This window comes from Pontibacter sp. HSC-14F20, assembly GCF_019599265.1.
GTDB lineage: Bacteria > Bacteroidota > Bacteroidia > Cytophagales > Hymenobacteraceae > Pontibacter.
Genome location: NZ_JAHZTC010000010.1, coordinates 154,586 through 169,073, shown reverse-complemented (window position 1 = coordinate 169,073; position 14,488 = coordinate 154,586). Strand labels below are relative to the sequence as shown.

General features: G+C 48.6%; 16 protein-coding genes. 2 read left to right on the top strand and 14 right to left on the bottom strand.

The genetic code is table 11. The features are described 5' to 3' along the window. Positions 1-145: 145 nt before the first annotated feature. The 13 genes from K3G39_RS11990 to K3G39_RS11930 all read right to left on the bottom strand — a co-directional run bounded on the left by K3G39_RS11990 (position 146) and on the right by K3G39_RS11930 (position 11,170). Positions 146-1,345 carry a carboxypeptidase-like regulatory domain-containing protein gene (locus K3G39_RS11990; protein ID WP_220626394.1) on the bottom strand — a complete coding sequence of 400 codons (1,200 nt, stop codon included), beginning with the start codon at positions 1,343-1,345 and terminating at the stop codon, positions 146-148. A 55-nt stretch (positions 1,346-1,400) separates the two neighbouring features. Next, positions 1,401-2,024, bottom strand: coding sequence for a hypothetical protein (locus K3G39_RS11985; RefSeq protein ID WP_220626393.1), 624 nt, complete (start codon positions 2,022-2,024; stop codon positions 1,401-1,403). Positions 2,025-2,106: 82 nt separating this feature from the next. Then, positions 2,107-2,550, bottom strand: coding sequence for a hypothetical protein (locus tag K3G39_RS11980; protein ID WP_220626392.1), 444 nt, complete (start codon positions 2,548-2,550; stop codon positions 2,107-2,109). Between the two features lie 3 nt (positions 2,551-2,553). Then, complete coding sequence (locus K3G39_RS11975; RefSeq protein WP_220626391.1) at positions 2,554-3,042, bottom strand: hypothetical protein; 489 nt, start codon at positions 3,040-3,042, stop codon at positions 2,554-2,556. A 30-nt stretch (positions 3,043-3,072) separates the two neighbouring features. Next, positions 3,073-3,588: a GDYXXLXY domain-containing protein gene (locus K3G39_RS11970; RefSeq protein ID WP_220626390.1), complete on the bottom strand. Its 516-nt coding sequence runs from the start codon at positions 3,586-3,588 to the stop codon at positions 3,073-3,075. Continuing rightward, positions 3,578-4,654, bottom strand: coding sequence for a DUF4401 domain-containing protein (locus tag K3G39_RS11965; RefSeq protein WP_220626389.1), 1,077 nt, complete (start codon positions 4,652-4,654; stop codon positions 3,578-3,580). Before K3G39_RS11965 ends, K3G39_RS11970 begins: the two co-directional genes overlap by 11 nt. Beyond that, positions 4,644-5,609, bottom strand: coding sequence for a DUF2157 domain-containing protein (locus tag K3G39_RS11960; protein WP_220626388.1), 966 nt, complete (start codon positions 5,607-5,609; stop codon positions 4,644-4,646). Before K3G39_RS11960 ends, K3G39_RS11965 begins: the two co-directional genes overlap by 11 nt. A 72-nt stretch (positions 5,610-5,681) precedes the next feature. Then, positions 5,682-6,104, bottom strand: coding sequence for an inner membrane protein YiaA (gene yiaA, locus K3G39_RS11955; protein ID WP_220626387.1), 423 nt, complete (start codon positions 6,102-6,104; stop codon positions 5,682-5,684). A gap of 82 nt (positions 6,105-6,186) precedes the next feature. After that, complete coding sequence (locus K3G39_RS11950; RefSeq protein ID WP_255594271.1) at positions 6,187-6,753, bottom strand: Crp/Fnr family transcriptional regulator; 567 nt, start codon at positions 6,751-6,753, stop codon at positions 6,187-6,189. 275 nt (positions 6,754-7,028) lie between these two features. Beyond that, positions 7,029-8,039, bottom strand: coding sequence for a TQO small subunit DoxD (locus tag K3G39_RS11945; RefSeq protein WP_220626386.1), 1,011 nt, complete (start codon positions 8,037-8,039; stop codon positions 7,029-7,031). 567 nt (positions 8,040-8,606) lie between these two features. Further along, the gene (locus tag K3G39_RS11940) at positions 8,607-9,260 is read right to left on the bottom strand and encodes an ABC transporter ATP-binding protein (protein ID WP_220626385.1); all 654 of its coding nucleotides are present in this window, start codon (positions 9,258-9,260) and stop codon (positions 8,607-8,609) included. Beyond that, positions 9,257-9,565, bottom strand: coding sequence for a hypothetical protein (locus tag K3G39_RS11935; protein WP_220626384.1), 309 nt, complete (start codon positions 9,563-9,565; stop codon positions 9,257-9,259). The genes K3G39_RS11940 and K3G39_RS11935 overlap by 4 nt, the downstream gene beginning before the upstream one ends. Before the next feature lie 90 nt (positions 9,566-9,655). Beyond that, complete coding sequence (locus tag K3G39_RS11930) at positions 9,656-11,170, bottom strand: alpha/beta hydrolase (protein ID WP_220626383.1); 1,515 nt, start codon at positions 11,168-11,170, stop codon at positions 9,656-9,658. 197 nt (positions 11,171-11,367) lie between these two features. Between K3G39_RS11930 and K3G39_RS11925 the strand changes: the two genes are divergently transcribed. Then, positions 11,368-12,285, top strand: a complete 918-nt coding sequence (locus K3G39_RS11925; protein WP_220626382.1) for a glutamate--tRNA ligase family protein — start codon at positions 11,368-11,370, stop codon at positions 12,283-12,285. A gap of 86 nt (positions 12,286-12,371) precedes the next feature. Here K3G39_RS11925 and K3G39_RS11920 read toward each other — a convergent pair whose 3' ends face one another. Next, positions 12,372-12,899 carry a DUF2911 domain-containing protein gene (locus K3G39_RS11920; RefSeq protein ID WP_220626381.1) on the bottom strand — a complete coding sequence of 176 codons (528 nt, stop codon included), beginning with the start codon at positions 12,897-12,899 and terminating at the stop codon, positions 12,372-12,374. Between the two features lie 208 nt (positions 12,900-13,107). On the opposite strand from K3G39_RS11920, the gene K3G39_RS11915 reads away from it, so the two are divergent. Next, a complete protein-coding gene (locus tag K3G39_RS11915) occupies positions 13,108-14,466 on the top strand; it encodes a mechanosensitive ion channel family protein (protein ID WP_255594267.1) in 1,359 nt (452 codons plus the stop codon). Positions 14,467-14,488: the final 22 nt, after the last annotated feature.

Here is a 14,488-nt window from a genome sequence, read left to right as displayed (position 1 = left end):
TTTGCTCACATAATGCTCCAGGTACTCTTTATCTGATTCACTCAATTTTATTTCTATCTTCTCCATGCTTCCTCCTGCTTTTAAGGAAGAAACGCAATCATTACCTACTAAGTTGACTGTGTACTAGTGGTGGCCTTGATTAGGGTTAGAGCTTATAGTCGAGCGGCAGCATATCGCCTACTTTCTCCCAGGCCCAGTATCCTTCAAACAGCACATCAAGCGGGTTCAGAAAATTCCCCGAGGCTTCTACTTCTACCACATTTGACTGCAAAGAGAAAACTGATGTTTGGTATGTTGGCTTGCGCGCGCTGGATCCATTTATAAAATTGGAGGTACTGCTGACGTAAGCCGGTTCTTCCTGCTCGCCGGTATACACCACTTGCAGGAATTGCTCAAAAGACAAACGGGCTTTGCCTTTGCCAAGTGTCAGGTACTCGCTGTAAGGCACAGGCTTTATGTCTAACTGTTCTACAAATCGTGGCAAACGGGCGCGTTTCAGGATATCGCTGATGCTATCGGAAACAGTGATCGTGTTGCCATTCGCGTTCAGGTACGCCCGGGCGTCAGCTATTTCTTCTTCAGTTGGCCGGTTGGGGTTAGGCAAGCGGTAAAGGCGGCGCAGGTTAAAACCCTCTTCTTCAAGGCGCTTCTGCTGCAGCGTTCTGGCAAAGTGCATGGCGGAGCCTCTGTAAGCCGATTCCCTGTTCTTATCCCAGCGGCGCTGCTTGCTTTTGCTGCCTTGCATCGGTTCGTAACGTGGGTAACCCTCGAAGGTAATATACCCTTCTTTTGTTCGGTAGGTAAAGTCTGTCAACAAGTATTCGACCTTATAGCCTAGCAAACTATTTTCGATCAGAAGCGGCCCTCTGGCTGAAACTGCCAATACACCACTGCGTTGGTCAAAATCAATGGTCAGTACTTCCGGGTTTAAAAGCTTGCAGCCTCTTGCAATCCAGCTCCGTCCAGGAAAGTTTTCTTTGAATACCTGCAGGTTTTCATACCACTGCGCATCTCGCTTCCCTTGCACTTCTACTACTCCCAGCATATGGGCTTTGGGTGTCAGCTTAAAGAGGATGGATGCAGGCAGGCTATCAGACTGCACCCTGTGCACCAGCGGCTCGTAGCCCAGGTATGAGATGACGACTTCGTAAGTGCCAGAGGGCATCGCAAGCGCAAATTCGCCCTTATCGTTGGTGTTCGTGCCCCGCGTAGTAGTGTTCAGGTAGACTGACACAAATTCTATCGGATCGTTGGTGGCAGCATCCAACACACGGCCTTTCAGCGTCTGGGCCTGTAATGTAAGAACGAACGAGAAGAAGAAGGAGAAAAGGAGTGCCTGTTTCATATATTTGAAACTACTAATATTTCTCCTTTTAGTCAACCCTATACCTTGTGTGCGTTCAATATGCCCGCCACAGCCCTGTCGTATCTTCTGCGGCGGCACCGTCGGCAGGTATAGGAGATTCCTGCAGCACGGGGTTCTCCTCCTGGTTAAAGCGGTCAGCACTAAACATGAAGGACACGATACCTAACAGAAACAGAAAAACAAAAGGGAAAACCATGTTGCGGTAAAAGAACTTGCGCAGCGGCTCATGTAGTTTCTGGAAGCGCTTCAGGTATAGGAATAGCAGTACGCCCACCAAAATGTAAAGCGGAACCACGGCATAGAAAATCACCTGCCAGCCAAACCAGTTCTGGTAGCGGAAAATAAGTGCCAGTAGCCCCGTCACGAGCGAAAAACTACAAAATGCACCCAAAAGCGCCAGCCATACATTCGACACAATGTAGAAAAAAGACAAGCCGACCTGCACCAGCAGTAAGAGCATCAGCACGGCCATGGCAAACACGAACACAAAACTGCCGCCTGTCAGTCCCAGAAATTTCATGGCCACACCTACTACCGCTATCCCCATCGCGATGTAGAGCAGCAGCGTGAATGAGCGGATAAACGAAATCAGCTGAAGCCGTACATCGGCTACCAACGATTGTTTTTCGTGTCTGAAAGGGCGATGTTCAAAGGTCATGACAGTTGTTTTCCTATACCTGTATCATACGTGTGCATTAACAAGCAGGGCGAATCACAGGCTATCTTAGCTGCACTAACGACTATTGCGGGCTGTTCACATATAAGGAGTCTGCCACCTGCAGGAAAAGCGTGTCTCGCACGTTGTTTGTGAGAAGTAGGGTTTGGGTTTCCAGGTCCAGCGTAAGAATTTCAGAAGCAACCGTATCGCCGGTGTCGCGCTTGAGAGCCCCGTTCAGAATGATAAGTTTGAAGAAAAGAATAAAGCCAACCACCGCCACGGTATGGACCAGGAGGACTCCTTTGTTATACCTATCGGCTGGCTTCGTAAATAAGCTTATTAACCGCCTGATCAGCAGCACAGCGCCTACAACCAAAACCAACAAGCCCACCAGGTGGTATGCCGCAGGTGCATGTGCGTATTCCCAGCCAAAGAGCAAGTACGTGAGCCAGACCAGCGCAGCACCACACGCGTAATACAAGAGACCCCGTGCTAAACCTGTTACAAATTGCTTTTCAATACGCATATCCTATCCCTGTAATTTATTTTCGGTCAGGTCGCGGAGTTCTGCCTGCAGGTCGTGTGCTACTTGTTGCATTTCCTGCATGGCCTGCTCTTTGGTTTTGCGCTGCAGCAGGTGCAGTTTCACGTTATCCGACAGCTTGATGTAACCATCGTATTCCACAAGCTGAAAGGTACTCATCGATGCCCTCGACTCACTCACCTGCTTGTAATTATTCTTTTTCAGGAACAGAAAACCGATACCGGTCAGCGGCAGCATTTTACCGAACGTTATACCTGCAAAGCGTACGCCTTCGCGGTAGGTCCTATTTGCCATATCGAATTCTGTGCGATAATGTGTAAACTGCGTGATGATGGCGGTTGGAAGAAAAGCATAAGCCGCTACTGAGCCGTTTATAATCATGGTGACAGCAAGTGCTGTGGTGATCCAGCCGAATGCCCGGGCGCTCCCACTGAAGTAGTGGCCTGTGTTATAGCTATGTAAAGTTGCTACCATACGCATCTGAAATGATGGTCAAGGTAAGGTTTATTTCTGAGATCTCTGCTCCCGATTTGGCACGATGAGCTGCCTGTTTTCATCATAGAGCCCTACGAGTATGCTGTTGCCTGCTTCGTCTACTTTCAGCCCGCCATAGGCCGCTTTTTCGAAAGTTTCGGCCTGCCTTTCTTCAAAAAAGTAGGATTCCGCCCCTAAGTTGAGCGACCAACCGCCTTTGCTATACCTGAGCAGGATTTCGTCGTCGTGAAGCGGTTCATTTTCGGGTTGATAACGTACGAGTTGCGCCACGTTTTGCGAGTCCAGCTGCACGACGGCATAGCCGCGGTTAGGGAGTTTCTCCAGTTCCTGCGCCTGGCTGATGGCGTAGCTGAGCACCATGTAATCGCCCTGCATGAGCGAGCGCGGATCTACCGGAGCCAGGCTGAGCAGCACTATCTGGCCGTTATTTAAAATGTCTTCCTTATCAACTACAGACAAATTGAAAAAGGCCAGCACAGTCACCAGGTTGACCAGCACGATGATACTTTTGAGGTTACGCTTCATGGTTTCGCAGATAACGGTTTAACAGGTATAGACCAGCAAGAAAAAGGCTACCCGTGAGTACCAGCACCCCGGACTTAGCCAGGAGCGTCATGTTCAGGTCGTAGTAGTAGAGCACCAGAAAGTAGGCCAGCGCCAGCAGCCCCACCCAAAAGCCTGTTCTGTGACCGATGTAAAAACTGGAAAGCACCACCAGCAAAGCACCCGGCACAGATGGCGCCAGCACAGTCGGCAGCAACACCACTGCGCAGCAGGTATAGAAAATGGCCAGTGTTTTCTGATCCTTCACGCCACTTTCGCGCAGCACGCGGTGTAGCAACAGCAGCAGACAACCAATCAAAAACAAACCCGACAGCCAGAAGTGGGTGATGTTGGTGGAGAGTAATTTCTGATGCACAAACAGCACCAGCGTGTTGATCAGCGAAAAGACCACCCCCATGCGGACCGGCCCGAAAACCAGCGCAAAGCGCCGCGACAGGGCCAGTAACTTTGCTTCGTACAAACTCATTAGGGTCAGTATACCTGCCAGCACCATGATTAGGGCATGCGACAGGTTGTATACCTTGTGTATAAAAATCAGGCTCAGCAGACTGCCGTTGAGCACCAGCACCGAAATGAACACAAAGAGGCTGCTCCTAGAAAAGACCAGAACGAGCGTTGAAGCTATACCTAAGATCAGAGCCACGGCCGTCGTATTTTCGGACAGTATTCCGGTACCGATGGCCAATAGCACGTAGCCGGCAATGTTTAGCGATACACCGATGGCTTCTGCCGTAAAGGTCTTTTCGATACGCATAAGCACCTCTGCCCCACCCAGAAAACCAAGGCCAAAAATCAGCATGCCTATACCTGAGTTGTAGAGTCCGGCAGCCATCAGAAAGCCCAGCAAAGTGGACAAGGCCAGCATGCCGCCCAAAATGGTGAGCAATTTCACAGGCCAGCGCTTGAGCAGCGAAGTCGAGTGCGCTACTTCTGATGTGATGGCGGCTTCGTCGTAGGTGAAGTCAGGTTGCTCCAGCGAGATCTCCTGCAGCAGGGCTTCGAGTTGTAGAGTTTCTTTATCGGCCATGCCACTGTCGGTTAAGTTTGTCTAAATACTGAATCAGCAAAGTGATGCTGCCCACCACAAAGAGTGTGGCAAACAACAGCATAATCTCCGGCACGTTCTCCCCGATCCGCACCAGGATGGCCGTTACCACCGCTATGCCGCTAAAGGGCAGGGCCGTCAGGTAAAAGATGTCGCGCACCCGCAGGCCGTAGGCTATACCTGCGCCATACATGGCCGCGCCGAGCAGATAAGCCAGGCCATAATCGTGGTCTATACTTTCGAAAAGTGCTGAGATCATACTGACGGTGATGACGGTGATTGCCGCTAGCCCCATCAGGCGCGGAAACCAGCGTTGCTGTATACTGACGCGGCCTCTTGCAGCTAAAACTTCCCAGATGACAACAGCCGATGCATTGAGGATGAACATCACATCCATCACCACGGCAAAGGACCAGTGAGTGGCCACCTGCTGGGTATAGAGCACGGAGGTCGTGTTGAGCAGCACCAGGAATATGAACCACAGCGGCTGAAACCTGGCCACCAACACCCACAGCACCACGCACATCGTCCAGCCTAGGAAAAAATCGTAGGCATTGGCGCCGGTCTGGTAGATCTGCCCAAACACGGCAAAGAGTACGCCCACCAGCATGGTGCTGGCCGTAAGCAGCACGTTCTTCACCGTGCTGCTGAGCTTGGTAAACACTGCCGCAAACGTCACCGCCAGTATCAGCAACTCGATCAGGCCCAGCTTCACGAACTTGTGCATATCGGCCCAGTTGTAGGCAAAGAAGAAGATAATGCCCGAGATCAGAAAGCTACCTCCTAGCCCCAGCAGAAACAGCCGGACAAACTTTATCCAGTCCTGCGGTCCGGCGTATACCTGCTCTTTGCGCAGCCATGCGGCTATACCTGCCTCACGCCAGTTGCTGTGTCTTGCGATGCTGTAGATAATTTCGCGGGAGAGTTGTGATTTCATAGGATCAATTGAAAAGATGCTGTCATTTCAGAATGCAAGCTGATACGCTTTGAGTCTGCTGTAAAGTGGCCTTTAGTAATACTGCTCCGCATCATGCTTTGCAGGCATTTCTCTGCCTAAACTGTCACGGGTATTTTTCTGCACAGCAATGGCCGCGAAAAGGCTTAACAAAAACGACATGCCATAGAAGCCTTTTTCACTCAGAAGCAAGTCTGCATTCCAAAGCCCTACTGTCAGCAGCACGATCGCCAGAATGGTAGAAAACCAGCTAAGTGCATAATAGATATTGGTCACCGGTATACCCTCCAGTTGGTCGCGCACACTCTTTTGGAGCGAGATGGCGGAGAATAAACCAAACATGAGTATGGCAAAATAATAGCCCTTTTCGTTCAGCAGCATGTCGGCATTCCAGAGGCCGATGATGTAAGCGGTAATACCGGTCAGTAAGGTAGTCCAGGAGGCTGCTACAAATGCGTTGGATGGTTTCTGATTCATTTTTGTCTTTCGTTAAGTGATGAATCAAAGGTATAGCAGTCCCTAAAGCTTTCTTTTGACAATTGTCAAAAAAGGAAACCCATCACACCTGGCTCCGGATCCTGCTCAACGTTTCCTGACTGATGCCCAGGTAAGAGGCAATTTGCCCGAGCGGGATTCGCTGCAGAATATGGGGTGAAGTTTCCAATAGCTGTTCATATCGCTCCCGTGCTGTTTTGAACTGCATGGCCATCAACCGCTCTTCCAGCCGAATGTAGTACTGCTCGTTTATAATCCGAACCAGGCGCTCCAAGTCATGGTGCTGGTCAAACAACTGGTTCAGGGCATCGAAACTAATCCCCCACAAGGTAGAGTCTTCCAAAGTTTGGATATTCTCTATACCTGGCTTTCGGGAAATGAAGCTGTAAAAAGAGGTAATGAAGTTATTCTCGAAGCCAAACCAATACGTCACTTCCTTGCCGTCCAGGTTGTTGTAGTATCCGCGCAAACAACCTTGTTCCAGGAAGTATAGCTTATTGCACACCATTCCCTCTCGTACCAAAAAGGCATTTTTTGGAAGCTCCACCCGCGTTAATGCTTTGGAAAGCGCCTCCCATGCTGCGATAGAAATAGGGTGGTATTGGGAGATGCAGTGGTGTAGTGCATTCATTGAGAAAGGCTTTGATTTGGGTATGGGTCAGTGGGTATTAAGAGTATATGAATGAATTTTAGCAGGCGTAGGTACCACGGAAGACAAAGTGACTTAACACTACTGCCCAACAGAAATACCACCTTTTAAATTTAGCAAAAGTTTTATCTCAAGCACTCTCGCCATGGCTTTTTAGCAATACCTTGGTGCGCTTCCTATCTCTCTGAGTTGCCGCAGTCATTAAACAAAAAACTGCCGGAGGTGTCAACGGCAGTTTTTTGTTTCTGAATAGTACGCTAATCTATATTTGCCATCCATTCGGCCCCACTGATGTCAGTCAGTTTCAAGGTATAGTTTTCTTCTATCCGAACTTCTCCTAAATCAACGGTAATGTCAGCTTTGGCACCAAGGGGCAAAATCAAACTATGCTTTCCTGCTTTAATTTTTGCCACATAATGATTGCTGATCCGATCCGCAGGAAATTCAGCTAACTCTTTTTGATCTATCGATTTTACCACCTTGTTATTTCCGTCCAGCACCTCAATCCCAATCAGAAATGAGCCATAAACATCTGCCCCTTCCACCCGGAACAGTTGAAAGGTCAGTTGAGAACCATTGTGCTGAATATTAGAGATTTCAACTTTTGGCTTTACAGATTTATTATGAAGTGTGCCAAACACACCTCCATGGAAATATTGGTTGGTGAACAAAGTAAGCCCCAAAATGAGTATGGACATTGCAAGTACTACCGGACGCAGATTTTTCACAGGAAGATGCCCTGAACCCAGAAACGAAAACCATTTCTTTTGGGCAACAGGATACCGATGCTTCATCAGGTAATGATCAAGGGAATAGGCGCTGCTCCCCGTGAGGAACAGAACAAATCCACTTGACACGCCTAACACACCAATTTGCCATTCGTCCAGACAAGTCGTGCCAAGCCAACCCGAACCTAATAAAATGCCCATAGCCAGGAAAAACACTCCTACGCTCATCAGTCGGGTAAACAAGCCTAAAATGATGAACAAGCCTACAACTGCTTCTACAATCGTAAAAGTTACCATTGAAACCTGCAGGGCTTCGGGGTTAGAGACCAGGTATTCAATGATCGGCTTGATCCCTAAGGCATTCGGAAGAAAGTGATTGAATTTTTCGCCGATGTAGCCGGCTTCTTCAGGAATAAGTTTATTGTCCAGGATCAGACGCCTCCAAAAGGCAGAAAAGTAAGTCCAGCCTATTACCCAACGCAAGGGCAATGTAAAAAGTCCGGCCAAGGTATGAGCCGGGTCTTCAGTATGATATTTCATTGATTTTATATTTTATTAAACGCAAAAAAATGATGCAACTCTAGATTGAAAAATCAGGCTACATCCAATTTCAGTCGTTTATATAAAATATACTTTGGAGGGCTATTGCCGGAGCAATTTTTTGAATATTTGCCGAATACCTTATCCGCACAAATTGCGCCATACTGGCCTTCAGCATCACCAATAGGTTCAATTTGCTTCCTGGCTTGCGCTTGTACGACAGTCGAAGTTCGCTGGTCATGGGAATACTGGCAAGCGCTTATCGGGGCGACGGTTTTTGATTTGTTGAGCGGTTTGGCATATGCCACGTCTACCATCCCGAACAGTGTCCCCTTCACCATACAGGTGCTAAAAGCAAACAAAACAAGGCACATGAGTAAAATGTGCTTGGTGGTAGCGAAATGTTTTGTTGTTTTCGGCATTACTACAAATCTACACATTCCGACTTTGAATTGCCAGCCGCTATGGTTAATGATCCATTTTGCCCTGGATTATACAGTCAGAATGGGTTATGAGCGGTCTTGGTTGCAACACGTGTTGGTTTGTTTAGAGCTATGTTGCTATGCCTTATACCCTGGCATAGCCAAGTTCCTCTATCTCTTCAGCAGTACTGACCAGATGTGTCTTACCGTTCGTCAGCAGGTATAAAGTATCACAAATATCCAACACATGCCTGAACATGTGGTCAGTTATGATGAGCCCTTTGTTTTGCTTTTCCTCTGAAAGGAAGTCCTTTACCTTATCAATCTGTATGGGATTCAGGTGGGTGAAAGGCTTATCCAGCATGGCGAACTGTGAGGCCGATTTCACAATGGAGTAAATTTCCATTAACCTTCGCTCACCACCTGACAGCTTACCTACAGAGGACTTATACCTTGTCGCGAATTCCGGGAACCGATGCACGAAAGTTGGGAAATCCAATTCAAAGTCGCTGAACACCCTTCTTAGGCTAATATGTGGTGGTATGAAGTTGAACTGTGGCAGGTATAGGAGTAAGTCGGGCCGCTTGAAAGCTTCGAACTGGATTTTGTGATCGAATCGGACGGACTTGTCACACTTCAGCGTGCCGTAAATGATTTTCATCAGGCAAGATTTGCCTTGTCCGTTCCGGCCCAACAGACCAGTTATCCCACCTGTTTCGCATTTCATATAGACGTCGGAAAGTACCCTTCTGCCATCAAACGCCAGTTGAATACTGTCTACTTCCAGTTTATGACTCATCTGATTTGGTAGGCTAGTACAGCGAAAAACATGAACAGGAAAAGCTCGAAGCCCAAAGTAGTTGCCCAAAGCAAGGTTCTTGACACCCCCAGGTTCTGGTAATAGTAGTAATGGTTGCTTTTATAGCTGTTAATAAAGTAAAATATAAGACCGAGGGTGGCTACTTTAAACCAAAATAGTAAACCGAATATCATGAAATCGTAATCCCAAAGTAGCTTGATGCAGCAAATCGAGATCACCACAGAAGCCAGCACAAAGCTTCTGTAGAAAGTCCAGATTAGTCTTGCTGTTTTGTATAGTTTCATGATAGTTGAATGTTTAGTGGCAGGTTTGGTTAACGTGCTTTGCTATGAGTTGGCATAGCTAACTTATAGGTTTTGTGGGCAGCCGTATTTCTATAATTCGTATCCGTGTTTTTTTAAGAACTCTTTTCTCAAACCGGCAACTCTGCCAGAAAATCGTCTGTCATACCAAATATAGTGTGGAGCACCTTCTAGTGTTTCGAACACAAGTTCATTGCCTAATTGCTTCATTTGCTCTGCGAAAGAAACGGCTGATTCATATGCTACACTTTGGTCGTTCGTGCCATGAATGACCAGTAGGGGCGGAAGCCCTTTTCTAAGCAAATGCTGCGGTGATATGGATGTTACCATGCTCTTGTTGTTCAGTGCCCTGCTTATCCAGTTAGTGCCTTCATCCCATAGCAAGTCGTATACACCGGCATTTACTAATAAAAGGTTGGGAACCGGACTAAAGCTTAAATTGTCGGAGCTCTCGTTCACTTCATTTGCCAAGGCAGTACTTAACACCAAATGGCCACCTGCCGAGTTTCCGGATGCTACAATACGGTTTGAGTCTATATTGTACCTGCCGGCATTCATGCGCAGCCACCGAATAGCGCTTCGGGCATCTTTTACAGCTTCATAGGGAGTGGTTTCATGCCTGTCTGCCAGCCTGTATTCAACAGCCACAGCAACCCAGCCTTTCTTTTCATAGTCTGCACAATTGTAGAAATTCCACTCCGGCGTCCCCTGCGTCCAGCTACCGCCGCTAAAGTAAACTATTGTGGGCCTGGCTTTGCCGCTATGGGACGTATCGGGCAAGAAGATGTGCAGGTCGAGCGTATAGCCATCCACTGTTTTATATGCTTCAACTATATGGCCTTTATATGAATTGGCGCTTTCGGTATATAGGCTGTCTATGGCCTTGGTATAAGTGGGATTCTGGCAGGTAGAGAGAAAGTTTTTTATCGCGCTGTTGATATTCTTGCTTCCAAACTCTTCCAGGTGATGGTGGAGGTAATGGTAATTCCAGTAGTCTCTACATTCATGATTAGTGAAATAGGAAGGTACTAAGTTTAGGTACGCATCAAGCCGTTTATTATCGGAGGTCCTGTATTGCTCCTTTTTTACTTCAGCAGACGATTGGTGCCGCATGAAAGCTTCTACATAGCCCTTGAAATCTTTACTCAATAAAAGCTCGGGGCTATTAAAATCTTTTAGGTGTTTGTTCAGTTTCCGCCGTGTAGAATTACTTAATTTAATCGCACGTCCTGTATAATTTTCATGAAAGTAAGGATAGTTTAATAGTATAGTGTCAAAAAAGTACTCTATATCCTTCATCTCGTTTGGTATAAATTTCTTGTCAGGTTTACGAAATGCACTGTAGTGTTTATTAGCTAACTGGATAAAGGGTTGCTTTAGAGAATTAAGCTCTTTTAGAAACTCACGCTCTGGCAGGGAGTAGATAGCAGACCTATTGGGGTAATATGCTTTGGAAAAATCATCACTGACAGCTTTCATTTCAGCATAGTACACAGCTAGCAATGTATCCGTGTGCTGTTTGCTTTGTCCATAACAAATTATCATGAAAATGTAAAAAATGGATGTTACTATCAGTTTCTTTATCATGACCTTAAGATGTCTTGGAGTGTCATATTATGGCTGCTAACTCGTTCAAAAGCCTAAACATACGCTTTTCCGCATATTATCAAACATAGCGAAATTCCTTAATTCCCCACCTTATCTTTCATAATTTTAGCAGTTTAAAATTTGACTTAGAAGATACCCGCTATACCTTTGACCTCATCAAACCCAGCGCTATACCTGTGGAAACGAAGCAGCAAATAATAACCCGCATCGCCCCGACCCCCAGCGGCTACCTGCACTTGGGCAATGCGCTGTCGTTTGCCATTACCTGGGCGCTGGCACGCAAGCAACAAGGTATAGTCGCACTCCGCATCGACGACCTCGACAATGCCCGCTTCCGCCCCGAGTACCTGCAGGACATTTTCGACACGCTCGATTTCATAGGCCTCGACTACGACGAAGGGCCGCGCAACCCACAGGATTTTCAGGAGAACTACTCGCAGCTTTTGAGGCTGCCAGCTTACCAGGCGCAACTGGACAAACTGGTGCAGCAAGGTATGGTGTATGCCTGCCCCTGCTCCCGCAGTCAGATAGCGGCCTTGTCGCCGCAGGGACTCTACCCGCTCACCTGCCGCGATGAGCAGCTGCCACTTGATACACCCAATGCTGCCTGGCGCGTTCGTATACCTGACGACACGGTTATCACCTTTCAGGACCAGCTGCTGGGCAACTGCACAGTGCCGCTGGCCCTTGAGATGCCCGACTTCGTGGTGCGCCGCAAAGACGGTATACCTGCCTACCAGATCGCCTCGATCGTGGATGACCTGTCCATGGGTGTGAACCTGATCGTACGGGGCGAGGACCTGATGCTTTCCACGGCGGCACAGCTTTTCCTGGCGCAGCACACCAGAGCCACTGCCTTCACCAATACAGCTTTTGTACACCACCCGCTTATCGTGAGCGAAGGCAACAAGCTCTCCAAATCGCACGATGCATTGTCTCTCACCGAAATGCGCAAGTCTGGACTCACCTCACAGCAACTCTGGCAAAAACTGGCTGGGCTGCTCGGCTGGTACAACGAAGGTATAGCTGACGCACAAAGTTTCCTCAGCAGGTTCCGGCTCCAGGACCTGCCGCGGCACATCACGCAGGTATAGCCGCTTGCAGGCGGGCACAAAAAAGCCCTGCTGCTTTCCAGGCTATACCTGAATCCACAACAGGGCTTCTTGCTTTATATCAGACTTTACTTCGCTGCCTGTACCTTAACCGGCACTTCCAGGTTCTCCCAGCGCAGCACAATGCCATCTTTGGTCACATCGTATACCAAGCGCTCGCTCATCGAAGACGCCTTTCGCGGCTTGGCCATCACGCGCAGGGCATCCTGCTTCTCGTCGTACTGTGTGCCCCACTGCTTGTTTGTTTTGTTAAAAATGATAGTCCACTCGTCCTCACCAGGTATAGTATAGAAACTGTAAGTACCGGCGGACAGCTTTTTACCTTCCACCATCACGTCCTGGTCGGTGGTAATGGTAGTGGCCTCGTTTGCACCTGCACGCCATACCTTGCCATACGGCACCAGCTCACCCCAAATGGTGCGGCCCTTTACAGACGGACTGCTGTAGTTGATAGTGATGGTGGTATTCCCAACCTTGCCTGTGGCAGTAGCAGCCGGACTTGCTTTAGGCTTCGCATCCTGCGCCCAGGCGGTAGATGAAACGAGTATGCCAATGAGCAACATGGCGAGTACATTTGTGATTCTCAGGTTTTTCATAGTGTTATATTTTGGTTTGGAAGGAAAGATAAGCAAATGAGCAATATTCTACTACAAGATTATCAACCAATTAGCTAACGTATACTAGCCGTTTTGGATTGTGCAGGCGAAGCAAAGGTTTTCGGAGCCCGCAAACCTTCCTTTGCAGCACCACGGCTTTTCTTGCGTATAGAAGGGAAAAGCTCAAAAAGAGAAAGCTGCGGAACCTATGCCTTCTTATAATCGAAACAGAAGAATTTCTAAGCGAAACATACGCCTCCCCACTCCCGGCACCGGCACGCAAAGTATGGGGCAGCCACAAAGCTATACCTTTACTCCTACACGCAGAAACCTGCGCACCAGATTACGAAAAAGAAAACGCGCCCGCAGCTCAGCCGTGAAAGGAGCTCAGAACCGGCTACGCAATTTCCGGCAAGCCTCGCTTTTGGCCGTGGCTATTACAGGTTTGATTTTGATGCTGTTTGCTCCAAGCGAGGCAGGTCTGGCACAGGATAACTACCCCGACACGGTTGCAGTAGTAGAAGAGGTGGCGGTGCAGGACCTGGTACCCGGCGATACTGTTACAGCGACCGCGGTGGCGAAAACCGGCTCTTCCAAGGATGCCGCAAAAGAAGCAATCGGAGCGCTGCAAGGGCTCTGGGAAGGCTTCATTTTTAATCTGCCTAAACTAATTATCGCCTTTTTTACCCTCGTTTTAGCCTGGGTAACCGTTCGCGTGCTGCGGGCAATTCTGCAACGCTCAATCGGCAAGTGGCAAAGTTCAAGCGCTATTATATCTTTGGTCTCCATTGCTGTGTGGCTGCTGGCGGTGGGGGTGGCCCTGAGCGTGGTAGCAGGAGACATACGGGCGCTGGTTGGCTCTTTCGGCCTGATTGGCTTGGCCCTGTCATGGTCACTGCAAACACCCATCGAAAGCTTTACCGGCTGGCTCATGAATTCGTATCAGGGTTACTACCGGGTGGGCGACCGCATCCGGGTAGGCGAGGTTTTTGGCGACGTATACCGCATCGACTTTCTGACCACCACGGTTTGGGAAATCGGAGCGCCTTATCAGCCGGGCTTTGTGCGGGCCGAGCAACCTACAGGCCGACTCGTGACTTTCCCCAACAACGAAGTTTTAACGGGCACTGTGATCAACCTGACCGGCGACTTCCCCTTTGTGTGGGACGAACTGGATGTGGGTGTAGCCAACGAGTCGGATATGCCGCTTGCCATGCGCGTGATCGAAAATGTGGCGCTTGAGCTGCTGGGGGATTATATGAAAGCTCCTGCTGCCCTGTACTCGCAGCTATTGCAGCAGGCCGGCCTGGATGACACCGTGCCCGACAAGCCACAGGTCTTTGTCTCCATGGATGAATCCTGGACCAATATTACTATTCGCTATTTGGTAGGGGCACGCGAGCGCCGCAGGTGGAAAAGCGAGCTCACGCTACGTATTACAATGGAGTTAAACAAACCCGAGTATATAAAGAAAATTATACCCGTATACCCACGGCAGCAGGTACAGCTCATCAACCCCGATGGTACTCCTTCACACGTAGTCTCCGGAAGCCACGACGAACCTTAAGACACAATTATTATCATATCAA

What these genes read in the sequence shown, in the direction of transcription:
- K3G39_RS11985 (WP_220626393.1), bottom strand. Translation starts at nt 2,024, where the DNA reads ATGACCTTTGAACATCGCCCTTTCAGACACGAAAAACAATCGTTGGTA.
- K3G39_RS11945 (WP_220626386.1), bottom strand. Translation starts at nt 8,039, where the DNA reads ATGAAATATCATACTGAAGACCCGGCTCATACCTTGGCCGGACTTTTT.
- K3G39_RS11950 (WP_255594271.1), bottom strand. Translation starts at nt 6,753, where the DNA reads ATGAATGCACTACACCACTGCATCTCCCAATACCACCCTATTTCTATC.
- K3G39_RS11980 (WP_220626392.1), bottom strand. Translation starts at nt 2,550, where the DNA reads ATGCGTATTGAAAAGCAATTTGTAACAGGTTTAGCACGGGGTCTCTTG.
- K3G39_RS11990 (WP_220626394.1), bottom strand. Translation starts at nt 1,345, where the DNA reads ATGAAACAGGCACTCCTTTTCTCCTTCTTCTTCTCGTTCGTTCTTACA.
- yiaA (WP_220626387.1), bottom strand. Translation starts at nt 6,104, where the DNA reads ATGAATCAGAAACCATCCAACGCATTTGTAGCAGCCTCCTGGACTACC.
- K3G39_RS11960 (WP_220626388.1), bottom strand. Translation starts at nt 5,609, where the DNA reads ATGAAATCACAACTCTCCCGCGAAATTATCTACAGCATCGCAAGACAC.
- K3G39_RS11935 (WP_220626384.1), bottom strand. Translation starts at nt 9,565, where the DNA reads ATGAAACTATACAAAACAGCAAGACTAATCTGGACTTTCTACAGAAGC.
- K3G39_RS11930 (WP_220626383.1), bottom strand. Translation starts at nt 11,170, where the DNA reads ATGATAAAGAAACTGATAGTAACATCCATTTTTTACATTTTCATGATA.
- K3G39_RS11915 (WP_255594267.1), top strand. Translation starts at nt 13,108, where the DNA reads ATGCCTTCTTATAATCGAAACAGAAGAATTTCTAAGCGAAACATACGC.
- K3G39_RS11970 (WP_220626390.1), bottom strand. Translation starts at nt 3,588, where the DNA reads ATGAAGCGTAACCTCAAAAGTATCATCGTGCTGGTCAACCTGGTGACT.
- K3G39_RS11920 (WP_220626381.1), bottom strand. Translation starts at nt 12,899, where the DNA reads ATGAAAAACCTGAGAATCACAAATGTACTCGCCATGTTGCTCATTGGC.
- K3G39_RS11975 (WP_220626391.1), bottom strand. Translation starts at nt 3,042, where the DNA reads ATGGTAGCAACTTTACATAGCTATAACACAGGCCACTACTTCAGTGGG.
- K3G39_RS11965 (WP_220626389.1), bottom strand. Translation starts at nt 4,654, where the DNA reads ATGGCCGATAAAGAAACTCTACAACTCGAAGCCCTGCTGCAGGAGATC.
- K3G39_RS11940 (WP_220626385.1), bottom strand. Translation starts at nt 9,260, where the DNA reads ATGAGTCATAAACTGGAAGTAGACAGTATTCAACTGGCGTTTGATGGC.